The 12,718-nt window shown below is 53.3% G+C and carries 12 protein-coding genes; 3 read left to right on the top strand and 9 right to left on the bottom strand.

The window, feature by feature from the left end:
• From HG66A1_RS21455 to HG66A1_RS21430, 6 genes are all read right to left on the bottom strand, one after another.
• Complete coding sequence (locus tag HG66A1_RS21455) at positions 1–522, bottom strand: hypothetical protein (protein ID WP_145188796.1); 522 nt, start codon at positions 520–522, stop codon at positions 1–3.
• 32 nt (positions 523–554) lie between these two features.
• A complete protein-coding gene (locus tag HG66A1_RS21450) occupies positions 555–1,664 on the bottom strand; it encodes an AAA family ATPase (protein WP_145188794.1) in 1,110 nt (369 codons plus the stop codon).
• Positions 1,661–2,401 carry an RNA ligase family protein gene (locus tag HG66A1_RS21445; RefSeq protein WP_145188790.1) on the bottom strand — a complete coding sequence of 247 codons (741 nt, stop codon included), beginning with the start codon at positions 2,399–2,401 and terminating at the stop codon, positions 1,661–1,663. The genes HG66A1_RS21450 and HG66A1_RS21445 overlap by 4 nt, the downstream gene beginning before the upstream one ends.
• A gap of 188 nt (positions 2,402–2,589) precedes the next feature.
• Positions 2,590–2,757: an SEC-C metal-binding domain-containing protein gene (locus HG66A1_RS21440; protein ID WP_145188787.1), complete on the bottom strand. Its 168-nt coding sequence runs from the start codon at positions 2,755–2,757 to the stop codon at positions 2,590–2,592.
• A gap of 100 nt (positions 2,758–2,857) precedes the next feature.
• Complete coding sequence (locus HG66A1_RS21435; RefSeq protein WP_145188784.1) at positions 2,858–3,655, bottom strand: DUF6193 family natural product biosynthesis protein; 798 nt, start codon at positions 3,653–3,655, stop codon at positions 2,858–2,860.
• A 77-nt stretch (positions 3,656–3,732) separates the two neighbouring features.
• Entirely contained in the window at positions 3,733–4,284 is a 552-nt protein-coding gene (locus HG66A1_RS21430) for an HAD family hydrolase (RefSeq protein WP_197996738.1), read from the bottom strand.
• Between the two features lie 297 nt (positions 4,285–4,581).
• Here HG66A1_RS21430 and HG66A1_RS21425 point away from each other — a divergent pair, with 297 nt between their 5' ends.
• Entirely contained in the window at positions 4,582–5,802 is a 1,221-nt protein-coding gene (locus HG66A1_RS21425; RefSeq protein ID WP_145188781.1) for a PcfJ domain-containing protein, read from the top strand.
• Positions 5,803–5,848: 46 nt separating this feature from the next.
• On the opposite strand, the gene HG66A1_RS21420 is transcribed toward HG66A1_RS21425, so the two are convergent.
• A complete protein-coding gene (locus HG66A1_RS21420) occupies positions 5,849–6,610 on the bottom strand; it encodes a tRNA(His) guanylyltransferase Thg1 family protein (RefSeq protein ID WP_145188778.1) in 762 nt (253 codons plus the stop codon).
• Complete coding sequence (locus tag HG66A1_RS21415; protein ID WP_145188775.1) at positions 6,600–7,046, bottom strand: AAA family ATPase; 447 nt, start codon at positions 7,044–7,046, stop codon at positions 6,600–6,602. The genes HG66A1_RS21420 and HG66A1_RS21415 overlap by 11 nt, the downstream gene beginning before the upstream one ends.
• A gap of 169 nt (positions 7,047–7,215) precedes the next feature.
• On the opposite strand from HG66A1_RS21415, the gene HG66A1_RS21410 reads away from it, so the two are divergent.
• Positions 7,216–8,700, top strand: a complete 1,485-nt coding sequence (locus HG66A1_RS21410) for a PcfJ domain-containing protein (protein WP_145188772.1) — start codon at positions 7,216–7,218, stop codon at positions 8,698–8,700.
• A gap of 26 nt (positions 8,701–8,726) precedes the next feature.
• On the opposite strand, the gene HG66A1_RS21405 is transcribed toward HG66A1_RS21410, so the two are convergent.
• The gene (locus tag HG66A1_RS21405) at positions 8,727–10,040 is read right to left on the bottom strand and encodes an SUMF1/EgtB/PvdO family nonheme iron enzyme (protein ID WP_145188770.1); all 1,314 of its coding nucleotides are present in this window, start codon (positions 10,038–10,040) and stop codon (positions 8,727–8,729) included.
• A 241-nt stretch (positions 10,041–10,281) separates the two neighbouring features.
• On the opposite strand from HG66A1_RS21405, the gene HG66A1_RS21400 reads away from it, so the two are divergent.
• The gene (locus HG66A1_RS21400) at positions 10,282–12,696 is read left to right on the top strand and encodes a right-handed parallel beta-helix repeat-containing protein (protein WP_145188767.1); all 2,415 of its coding nucleotides are present in this window, start codon (positions 10,282–10,284) and stop codon (positions 12,694–12,696) included.
• Positions 12,697–12,718 lie beyond the last annotated feature (22 nt).

Here is a 12,718-nt window from a genome sequence, read left to right as displayed (position 1 = left end):
CTATTCTTTCTGGTCACAATTCCAGAACGCTGGCAGATCTGTTTCACAGACTGCGCAAATATAATAGTTGTCTTTGATCAGATTAATTTGTGCACAATGAAGGCAACGACGAAAGTCATATGCCGGTTCAAAAAAGTCAGGGTAATGTATTTCGAGTCGTCTCAGGGCTGAATCAACGGCCTGCCAGGAAGCAGGTTCCGGACAATAACCTGTTGACTGATTCGTAATTCTTTCAATGTAGTAATCTGCGTGCTGTAAAGCGAAGGTGATTTCGCCTGCACTGAGTACCGGGCGTCCCAAAGCGCAAGCGACATGTTCCTGATGGCGATCGCAGATATGCAGGTGACCCTCTGTGTCGATAATGAAGGTCACCGTTAGATACGGGCCATCATTAAACTCTGCTGTGAGTAGTTCGATCTGGTGAAGTAATGCCTGATGCGTGTTAACAGGTCGACTCATGCGTACCGAATTCAACTGCGCCCGGATTTCAGGAGGACCAACATAATTATACTGTTTCAACATTATGAAGTCCTTAAGATCGAAAGACGAAACGGTCAATACAGATAGTCTAGTGTATGAGCCTCGGTCAGGGTGGGAGGTTCGACTTTTTCTACGAGACGGCAAATGACTTGTTCCGGGACTGGTTGGGGGCGCTGGCGATTCTGTTTCAATATCGTTTCCAGGGGTGGTTCCAGGTAGATCAGTTCGATGCGGGCTCCGTAGTCGGCGAAGAGCTGCAGCCAGCGTTTTCTGATCTGTCGGGACAGATTGGTGGCGTTGAAAGCGAAATCAGTCTTGTTGCGTAAGAGTTCGCGACAGCGTTCCCGGGCGAGTTGCGCCACTTCTCCCTGGTTGTCTGTAGGCTCAACCCCCAGGTCATCGCGCACATCATCCAGAGAGACGATGGGCAGATCCGTGCGGTGCCGCGCAAGCCACGTGTCTTTCCCCGCGCCCGGCGGGCCAGACAACATTGTCACCGTACAGTTGAACTCTTCATGAGGCACGTAATGCACGTTCGGATCGGGGGAGTGATAAAACAGGAATCTCGCCTGATCGTTGGCGAACGGGTAGGGCTGATCGAAACAGTGCTGTTCCTCGGCGATCATTTTCCAGAACCGCAGGTGTTCTTCGGGACGCGACATGCTGTCGGTCGTCCGTCCGCGGGTGTCGGCCAGGGCGAACAGGTAGAGCAGCCGATGGTTGACCAGCCAGGAGAGGGAAATGACTTCCTGTTCCGGATTCGGTTTTTCCAGCAGAAAAGCGGGACGACCATGATAGCGGACCAGCCGGCAGATGATTTCGCGGGTCTCCAGGTCGCAGCCCAGATTGCGCAGAACGTTTCGCGCCAGGTATTCTCCCTTCACGGCATGTTTGGGCGAACGCAGGCGGCCGGTTTCGGGGTCGAGCTGTGTGGTCAGCGGTTTGGCGGCGTCGTGCAGGAGTGCAGTGCAGATCAGGATGGACTGTTCCCGGTTTGATAAACCAGCCCACTCAGTAAGTTGCGGCAACTGGCGGCAGACGAGCTGGGTGTGCGTCCAGACATCCCCCTCGGCGTGCCACTGGGCATCCTGCGCGCAGTCGGACATCGCCTGGCACCAGGGCTGCGTAGCGGCCCAGTGCAGGATCTCCTCCAGAGTCGATGTTGTCAGTGTCTGCCAGTTCATGACCAGATATCTGCTTGTTTGGAGAGCAGGTTGGGAACCATGGCCTGGTGTTGCCAGTGGCTGCTCTGTTTGATTTTTTCTACAAATTCGGGACGGACAAACTTGGACCTGCCGGTGACGGATTCACCCGCTTCGGTGCGGAGATAAACGCCTTCCATCAGGTTGTCCGTGGTGTTAGTCAGTGGATTGTCAAAGACACTGTCAAAGGCGGACTGGCCAATCAGCGTCTCCAGGTCTTTGCGTGCCAGCGGACCGGTATGGATCACGGGGACCGTTTCGATACCGGTGCCTGCGAGCAGTTCCAGTCGACAGGCGAGGCTGATAAAGACCTGTTGTACTTTATCGTAAATGTCAAATTCAAAGAAGTAGTGCGGCAGGCTGCGATAATGAATCGAGTGCCGGGCATAGACCCATTCGCCGAACAGGATAAACCGGTCTTCCAGCATCTGTTCCAGGACCGGTCGTTTGACCATGGCCCATTGTTTGAACAGATCGTACTGCGGGTGCATGCCTTCGTTAATCAGGTGCCCCCGACACTGCAAGACGAGTTCTCCCGTGGGAGAGAAATGGAGTCCGACATTGGTGCCGTCAATCTTTTCCTCCACGATGAGAGACGGATCGGCAATGAACTGCAGCGAAGCCTGTTCGCTGAGCCGTTTGTCGTCTGCCGTCCCCGTAGAGCCGAACAGATGAGGTGTCCGCGGATATTTCACAAATTGATCGTGGGAACTGCCCATCGGTCCGGACTCTCTTTAACAAAAGTGAAGGGGATGTATCAGTTTCAACCGTTTCAGTATGCGCAGACTCTCTATGTCGATTCTGGCAGAAAACGGCTGACGTGAAAACTCAGTAACGGAAAACCGGCGCACGGTAATTCCTGCGCACGGTCGTTATTCTCTGAAAAAAGTGATTGCGGTTCACGCCGTCAAAAGCAGCCCCGCGTGAGGCAGCACTTTTTAAAGCGCTTGCCGGAGCCGCAGGGACATAAATCGTTGCGGCCGAGTTTTTCTTCGAGCAGCTTGTCGCCATGCACGATGCGGATGCCCCGTTTGACCTGTGTTTCAGACGGGAAGCCTGTGCGGCGTTTGCTCATCGTTTCAAAAAAATGGCCGGTCGTGGAATTCGGAATCGTACATATCACACCTCCGCTGGGTCAGAGAACAGAGTGGTTTGAGAAGGGAGACACGTGTACTTCAGAGAGGTTCGCTGAAATGTTGAAAGTTCGTTTCGGTGCACAACAGGGCCGGGCCACAACCACGCGGCAGATAGCTTACGACAATCCGCGCAGCGATTACGGCGGGACCTTCTCCCAGATAGCGCTCCCGTAGAAATACCTCGTAGTAACCCGGGACCACTGCACGAGACTTGAATTTCTGTTTGGCTCTGACATGCGGACAATCCCGGGTGAATGGGTAATGTGTGCAGCGGCTGAAACATAAGTTCCACATGCTGGTAAAGGGAAAGAGTTGTCGCAACTCCGGGGTGGCTTTTGCGACCTGATAAAATTCAAACAGGTTCAGGCCGAGGGGATCATCAGCGAGATGCGCGTCATATTTGGCCCATCGCTCATCGACAACTTTGTGTGCCGATATGCGGGGGAAGACTTGCACCGAACCAATGCCCCGTGCATGCGCCAGCTTTGCACAATCCATCTGTTCCAGTACCCAGAGCCGGAACAGATGAGCCACTTCTTCGAGACGCGACGTCTGCAGTCGCGCCCTGGGGATTTCGTGTTCGCTGCAATGACAGGTAAATAAGCGTCTGTCTGCAGCACAGGTCAGATAGATCGAGCGTTCTGTGTTTTCGAAAGTGACGTTCCAACGGGAATACTTGAGCAAAACGCTCTGCTCATCGGGGGCTACAGAGGGATTTTCTATTCTTTCCTGGTAGGGAACGACGCGCAGCATGATGTCTGTCTCGCCCAGTTTCTGACACAGGAGCGAGGCCAGGCTGTCGGTGGCCGTCAGTTCGGGGTAATGCAGATCTGTCATTGCAGTACATCGTGTTTCTTTTAAGACAACGTTGTTTTCATGATACCTGAAGACAAACCTCAGTTACCAGTGACACTTTAGTATTCCCGATTCTTCCAGTTCCGTTTTTCAATGCGGCGCAGATTTTGTTCCCTGCATAACTTTGGCAGATAGGCTGCTAACCGCTGTAACTCATTATCGTGTCTGTTATCACCGAACCAGGGGGTGACGTAGATCGCATTTCCAAAGTTGCGTTCTACTTTACGGGGCGTGTCATCCACGATCAGCGTGCGGTTCAGATCATAGCCGCAGCGTTTTACTTTCCGTAAATCTTTGACGTAATAGTAGGAATGCCACTCCGGATCGATGCGGGTAATGCAGCGGTCCCGGCTCCAGGCAAATTCGAGCGAGACGGAAGCGGGGATAATCTGACTGACGATCGCCTGGACATAATCGGGACTGGACGAGGACCAGAGCGCGAGCTTGAACAGCTGAGAGGTCTGTTCGAGGAATTCAGTGAGGTAAGGGCGCAGATAGACCACATACGGGCCAATGCGGCAGTCCGGACTGTGTGCCAAAGTCTGGACCGTGGCATGCAGTAACGTCTCGTCGATATCGAGGATCAGCAGAATTGTCTGTGTGTGATTCACCTGGTTGATTTCATGAAAAAGCCGAACCGTTGTTCGGATGCTGTGTCAATGTCGATGAGAAAACGGAGGCCTGTTGTAAAGGACTCCTTAATAATGACACGAGAGCCGGAGCCTGGTTCTCTTTAGTGCCTGCCGGGCACTCTGCACCACGAGGTGATCTTCATGCGAATCGATACGGGTTTGATCTGACGAATCTCAAGTGAGCATATCAATGGCGTTTTACGCCAAGGGTATGACTTTGGAGGCGGTGTATGCGCATCGCAGGTCTGATTATTCCTTTTTCTCAGTACGGTAACCATGAATTCTCAAAACCGAAAACACTACGCCGCTCGCAGGGTAGATGAACTGATTGCGCAGTCGGCTGCCATGCGAACAGCGCATCGGAAAAAATTCTGGCGATTGATTCGCGTGATTCGTTCACAGACCAGACTGTTGTCCGCTGAGCAGCATGGTGGTTTTCTGGCTCCCGTTAACGCGCAGACGGTGATCGCAGCCTGTAAGAGAATGGCGCGGCGTAGCTTTGCCTGGAACCGTCATCCGGAAGATTGGGAAGTACCCGCGGGCAGCCCCCTGGTTCAACTGCGGTCTCTGGTGCATCATCTGTTCGATCAGTATCCCGTTCCCGATTTTCTGACCGCCGCCTGGTGGAATGAAAACGAGGCAGCGTGGGAACTGGATCTCTATCTGCACCTGGCACAAGGCCGGAGCGTGCGGCAGTTTCCCAATCCATTATTTCAAAGCTTGACTAAAAAAATGGGGGCCCTGTATTTGCACTCCCCCGCTGATCTGTCACCCTTTGCTGCACTGAACTGGGCACGCATTCGGGCACTGGGAGGTGATGAGCGGCTGGCGCGGATTCTGATTTCACGGACCCTGCTTTGTTATCCCTTGCAAGATCAGCCATTCTGGGATTCGGTATTTCGATTTCTGATCCAGAACCAACCGATTTCCGCGGATGAGATCGTCGAGATTGTCCATTTTGTGAATCAGCAACGATTTGAACCTGCAGAAAAGGTCTGGGGGAAAGGGGCCGGACCCTTTCCGGTGCAACCCGATTTCTCTCTGAAGGGGCGTTCGTTGATGTCGCTCCGGCGGCACATGGTTCACTGGAAATCAGATCTGATCGAAAAAGGGGTGATGCCTCCGCCGGAAGTTGACCCGCTTGATTTCCCCTGGCAGAGGAGTGAGATTGGCGAATTTCAGTGCGAACTCGAAGGGCAGATCTGGAGTATCGAGGAAGTTCTCACGCCGCGCCAACTGCAGATTGAAAGCAAGATCATGAAGCACTGCGTGGAGACCTATCTGAATGAATGTGTCCGGCGACAAACGACGATCTGGTCGATGAAAGTCAAAGCCGGTCAGCGACGACGGCGTCAACTGACGATTGAAGTTCTGCCAGGGAAGAAGGAGATCTTTGAGGCACGCGGGAAAAACAACAATGAGCCGAGTGAGACGGTTCGAAAGGTTTTAAACAACTGGGCACACCAGGAGCATTTGACATTCAACGAGACCGTGTAAGGCAGCATAAACACGCTCCTGGCTGCAGTTGTGCCGGGAGTGTGTATCAGGAAGCGTCGAGCAGTTGCGTCAGAAACTCAGTGTACTCTGTTTTACGGGGAAGCTGATCGTTGACGATGAGCCGGCGGCGGAGCGCGACAACCGCTTCCCCGGTGAGGGGATTGACGGCCGGTTTGTCAAACTCTTCCCAGTAGACCGCGATTCCCTGTTTCTGCCGGGCGGGCAGATCGTTGAAGTTGATGCCCCGCTGGAACAGGAGTTCGTTTTTTTGGCCGAAAGTCAGGCCGGAGAGCTCTTGAGTGGCCTGGCGGGCGTCGCGTCCCTCTTTGCGGAGGCACCAGTAACAGTGTGCGTTCAAGGCATTGCGAGCCGCATCAGCACTGCGCCAGCGGAAATAGTCAATCACCCGGTCCTGGTTGGGCAGTTGTGAAATCCGGCAGTCAAACGTGGCGACCTGTCCCAGTTGCAGTGAGAACTGTGCGCTGGCTTCCCCGGCCAGGAGGGAATTCAGTTTGCGGAGCTTTCGCCCGAACAGCTGCTCTTCACGATCAAAGAGCAGCGAGATTTCGTCGCTTTCGGTAAAGGCATAAACAATTCGGAAACCGCAGCTCAATAAGGCTTTAGTGGTTCGGACCATCATGTCCCGGAACTGCGCGTCAAAGGGGCGTTCGAACGCGCAGACTTCTTTCGTGAGCCGGGTAAATCCACGACCATCCAGCCTGGCGACCATATACATGTCGGGCAGAACGCAGGTGTCTGCAGCGGTTTCATAAACCCGCATCTTCTGATCCAGTTCATCAAAGTTCATCGTTCCACTCCTCAACCTGGAACTCTACCTGTTGCAGACTGACATAAAACAGTTGGTCGAAGCCTTCCTTCAGCGACGGGCGCTGCAAGCGTCGGGCTGCAGACAGGATTGCGACGTCGGGAACCCTCGCGGGGTGTTCGCGTTCTGCATTCCGCTGCAGGCAGGGATCTACGCGGGAGGCAAAATAATAACCGGTGATGCTAAAGCCGGCCTGGCGGGCCAGCTGTATGTATTTGGCACGTTCTTCGCGGCTCGGACTCGTATTGTCGACCACGAATTGCTGGCCGGTCTGCAGGCAGGTTTCCAGGAAACGTGTTTCCCGAGCCCGCGTTTTCAACAGGTCCAGGCTGATGCGCACGTGTGTGGCGAAAAACTCCTGTCGATAAAACGAAGTTTTTCCTGCTCCCGGTATGCCTGTGAAGATGATGGCCTGCATTTCAGTTCCTCTCAGTTGCGAACCCTGCCGTCGGGCAGTGTGTCGTAGATCAAAATTCACCCCGATTCTTATCTCGAAAGGAGGAAAACGATGTTATACAGATCGACTCTGAAACACAGACAAAGGTTCAAACATTTGATTTCATTTATTACAGAAACGACAGTCAGTCATGTCCCACAGAAAAGGAACGTACACAAAACAGAATGCCGCTGCTGAATTGCTCGCGCATCTGCAAAGCCTCGGCTTAGAAACACCAGAGGATTATCGCCAGTGGTGCGTCGAGAATGGATTTCGCACCAGTTTCCGTAAGAGTCGGTTTCAGCGGCGCGAGGAACTGCTTTATTTCCGTCGCCAGATGGCAGTCAACTCTCTCAGACAGAGAAAACAGGAACAGCGGTCGATTGTTGATAAGCTGGAGGCTGTTTGTTCTAAGGAGGTCAGTAAAAAATCCATTACTGATCCTGTATTGAGAATGATCTGGCAACTGCATGATCAGGAAAGTCCCTGCATCAACCATAGCGAAATGACACGCGATTCATTTATGAGGCTGGTCTCCCACCTGTATTGCAGTAAAACGAAGTTTATATTGGATCGAGTAGCATTAACTCAGCAGAGATATCCCTGGGGAGTGCGATACATTGACGCACTGGTTTTCATTGCGTCCAAAGCGAGTTACTGGATTCGACCGATTGAAACCTGGAAACCCAGAGGTACAAGCGCCCGGCGACAGTTTTCGTCGCTTTTGAGACACCTGTTCGTCAAATACCAGATGCCTCGTTTTTTCGATTCCGTCTGGCTGGTAAATTACACTCCGGAGTGCGAGGACTGGAGGGAGTGGTATCTCGAAGTCGGACAAGGACAGAATATCCGAAACTGCCGTTTGCCGGTTTCCTATTCGAAAAAAATGGCGCACTTTTTTATGCAGGCGCCACAGGATCTTACGATCTTACAGGCGCTGCGCTGGGGACAGGTTCTGGGGATGGGTGGAGATCCTGGTCTGGGCCGGGCAATCATGCAGTCCCCTTTTCCCGAAGAATTATCAAATGACCAGTTTTGGACCACGGTCATTCAATGGCTGATTCATCATGCAAGTCTGGATCGCCGACAGATTCAGTCTATCGTTGAATTCTTACGGTATCAGCGTTTTGGAGTCTTCACAATCCCTGGTGATAATGGTGTGTATGATGAAGTTGATGCCCCTGCACCTGATTATTCCATTAAGGGACGGACTCCGCGTTCTTTATTGCGGGATGTTGCCGACTGGCACCGTGAACAGGAACAAAAAAGTAAAATTCCCGAATGTACCTGGGATGCTAGCGGAATTCGTGAGTTTGATTATGAAGATGAAAATCGATGGATGATCCGCGAGATATTAACCAGCGATGATCTGGTTACAGAAGGGAACCAGATGAAGCATTGTGTCGCGAGTTATATTGGAAATTGTACCGGCGGCGAAAGTTCGATCTGGTCGATGCAGATTGAGCTTCAGCAGGGTTTCAAAAAGGCGATTACCATTGAGGTCCGTAAAGACAACAACCTGATCAGTGAAGTGCGGGGTAAGGCGAATCGATTGCCAAATCCGAGAGAGCGTAACGTCCTGCGTCGCTGGGCAGAGACAGCGGGGCTCAAGTTTTCGCGCTATGTTAATGTCTGATCAATGCTTGCAGGAACTCTGTGTGATCAGGGATGCGCTGCAGGCAGATCACTAACCGAGCTAACGCAGCGGAAGCCGAGGCAGCGGCCGCGGGCGATGGGGGGGCGGCCGCGGCGATAGGAACTGCGGCAGAGAATGTTCGGGCCGACCCAACTGCCGCCCCGCTCGCTGCGGACGCGTGTGGGCTGGTGATTCCAGGCATTCGGCTCTGTCGCCTCGGGGTGGTGGTAGAAAGATTCGTTGTACCAGTCGCGGCACCATTGCCAGACATTCCCCGCCATGTGATGCAGGCCGAAGGGGGACATACCGAGTGCTTCGTTGACAGGACAGAGAGGGAGAGACTGCGCTTCGTAGTTGATTTTCTGCCGATGCAGGCCGGCGCGCAGTTTTTCCGGGGTGGGGGCTGCATCACCCCAGGGATAGACACGTGGAGTGGCGCCGCGGGCCGCGTATTCCCATTGGGCTTCGGTGGGGAGAAAGCTTCCCTCGGGATCGCTGGCTTCGTCGCGGTAGTTGCTCCAGAGCCGATTATTGGCCCAGAGCGAATAGGCGTTCGCGCCATACCAGGAGACCAGAATCATCGGCCAGGTTTCGGTGCCGAGCAGTGGCTGCCAGCCGTAGGTAGAGGTATGTTGAATCAACATATGCTCGTCGCGGTCATCTTCCGGATCGAGGACAAACCAGTCGGTCAGGAACGATTCGGGGAGCTGACCGATGGAATTCAGAAAGCGGCAGTAGGCGGTCGTCGAGACCGGTTCGGCGTCGATCAGAAAGGAATCGAGGTCCACCTTATGCAGGGGGCGTTCATCGGGGTTGGCTGTGGGAGTGTCGCTACCCAGTAATACGGTATCGGCTGGAATGTGGATGCAGCGCATGCCATCAGTGCGTCTGAGCCACATGGTACAGGGACGCGTGGAATCCATGGGGACGAACAAGTCGGGTTCCGTCAGTGCGGACCGTTTGCCGATGCCATCCAGTTGAGTGAAAGGGACGCGCTGTCCCATCCCGGGTTGAGTGGCTGGTTGACGAAACCAGTTGGCACGAGGTACCGCACGCGTTCCCATCTGCAGGGTTACCAGTTCCACCAGGTCACTGAGTCGAAAGGGCTGGCGGGTGAAGATCTCTTTATGGATGGGATCGCTGGGATCATCGGGAATCGTGATCTGAAACGCGTCTTCCAGGCTCATCATGAGTTCCGTCAGGTCCAGACTGTCAGCACGCAGATCTTCAATGATGCGATCATCCAGCGAGAGCTTTTGCAGAGGAATATCCAATGTCTCGGAGACGACGGCCAGGAGTTTCTGTTCGATTTCGATCTGGGGTAATGCGGGAAACGACATTGAAGCCTCGCTTGCTAATGGACTGAGAATACGACCTGCCTGCTCAATTTTCTCGACCCTATAACCGGTATATTTTACCTGACCGGTTCTGGCAAGAGGAGTCGGAGAACACTTATTCAGAATTGGAAATTTCTGCAGCGAGTGAAATCCCGCAGGAGTCGAAGAAGAACCTGAGCCACCATTTTAATCGTTACAGACTGGAATTGATCACTCTCGGAACAATCCCACTGACAGGAAAATAATGAACGCTAGAGTTTCCTCTCGACTTCTAGCCCTGCTGCTCCTGACTGCGCCAGGTCTGTTTGCGCCTGCTTACGCACATGCTCAGGATCCGGAATGGCTCCAGGAAGATGATTATCTGTATCGCGCCTATTTTGATTTCTCAGGGGCAGCCGGCGGCTACCGTGATGTCGGACAGGGGCTGCTGTTTATTCCACTGGCACAAGACGGCGAAAGTCTGTTCTTCGCGGATCTGCGCGGGAATATCTTCAACGATTCTTCTGCCGAGGGGAATTTCGGCCTGGCCTACCGCAAGATGGTCAACGATCAGTGGATCGCGGGCATGTACGGCTTCTACGATGTCCGTCGCAGTCAGTACAACAACATCTTCCGCCAGGGAAGTTTCGGCTTCGAGCTGATGAGCATCGAATGGGACTTCCGGGTAAACGGTTATATCCCCAATCAGAAACAGCAACGCGTGGATGGTCTCTCGACGGCTTATCTGAGCGGCAATAACGTGGTCGTGCGGGCTGGTGAAGAACGGGCTTACTGGGGAACCGATCTGGAAATCGGGCGGCTGCTGAAGACTTTCGATCAGATGCCGATCGATGCAGAACTCAGAGGTTATGTAGGCGGTTACTACTTTGATAATAATGCCCCCAACTTCGAAAAAATGACCGGTCCCCGGGCTCGCGTGGAATTCCGGATGTTCGATCTACCGTTTCTGGGGAATGGTTCGCGTGTGGTACTGGCGGGACAGTATCAGCATGACGATGTCAGAGGTTCACAGGGGGAGGGGCTGTTGACCGTGCGAATTCCGCTGCCCGGCAATGGAGACAGTCAGAAGCTGACCCGCTTCCAGCGTCGGATGGTTAATCCGATTCAGCGTGATATCGACATCGTGTTGAATCAGGGACAGGCACCGGAGGAATGTGCGAAGCTGCAGCTAAACGGTCAATCGCTGGAGAATATCACCGTCATCGACGCCAATACCGCGAACGCCGAGGCGGTATTCAATGCGGCTGGGGCGGACAGCGTGGTTCTGTTTGACGGAAGTGCCGGCACGATTGATACCGCGACCGGCTTTGTCTTCAACGATGGACAGCTGGCACTGACCGGCGGTACCAGTGTGAATGTGGTAGGTTGTAGCTCGGGAGCTGTGACCAGCTTTCAGTATGGCGGGCAGCCAACCGTCAGAGGGGTGAATACAATCAATGATATCTTCACCATGGCGGACAACTCGACAATGGTGGGACTGACATTGACCGGTGGTCGCAACGGGATATACGGGAATAACCTGAGCGGTTTCACGATTACCGGCAACAGCATCAATGGTGCGTTTGAAGACGGTGTGCATCTGGATGGCGATACGAATGGTACCATCACCAACAACACATTTACTGCCAACGGAGTCGTGACCGGCAACGATGGTCTGGAAATCGAACATATGACCGGTGGTCTCGTATCGGGGAACACGTCGCGGGCGAACGAATATGGATATTACTTCAGCCGGGTCAGCGGGGGGACGATCAGCAACAACCTGGCTGAGTTGAACGTGACCGATGGTTTCGATTTCGATCACTTCGAAGGGGGAACACTCACGGGGAATACCGCACAGTATAACGGTGAAGACGGGTTCTACTTCGATGACGATGTGACCGGTGGTGAAATCTCAAATAACATCGCTCGGGAAAACTATAACTTTGGTTTTGACTTCTATGGTGTGGATGGCGGGACCATCAGTGGTAACCAGGCGATTGGCAATGACTATGCTGGCTTCGCGTTCTACGGAAAAATCAACGGCGGAACATTCACCAATAACATCGCGAATCTGAATGACGCCGGTTTCTACTTTGATGATAATGTCAATGGCGGAACATTCACTGGAAACGTGGCCAACGAGAATAATCTGAACGGCTTCTGGTTTGATGACGATGTCGAGAACGCAACCTTCACCGGAAACAGTGCCAGCCAGAACGGTGTGAACGGGATCAAGTTTGCTGATACTGTTGGTGTGGGAACCCTGGTCAGCGGTAACTCTGCTCTCAACAACCTGGATGATGGTTTCGACTTTGAAGATGTGAATGGCGGAACGATTATCAATAACCTGGCACAGGGGAATCAGGAAGACGGCTTTGACTTCGACGACGACTTCGTGAGTGGAACGTTCAGCAATAATACCTCGATTGGAAATGCGGAGAATGGGTTTGACTTTGTTGATCCCATCTTCGGTGGCACACTGGACGGCAACAGTGCCCAGAATAACGGTGGGGCTGGTTTCTCGATCTGGAGTTTCTCCGGCGGTAACACCGCAACCTTCTCGAATAACTCTGCCATCGACAATGCCCTGCAGGGTTACGACGTGCAATCGGGGACTCCGCAGAACGGTACGGGAACGAACACCGGCTCTGATAACGGCAGTGATAACAGCTTCTAATGCTGATATCACCGTTTGCTGA

Origin of the sequence: Gimesia chilikensis (assembly GCF_007744075.1) — a bacterium.
Lineage (GTDB): Bacteria > Planctomycetota > Planctomycetia > Planctomycetales > Planctomycetaceae > Gimesia > Gimesia chilikensis_A.
Note: the sequence above shows the minus strand (reverse complement) of the source record. Positions and strands in the feature narration are given on the sequence as shown.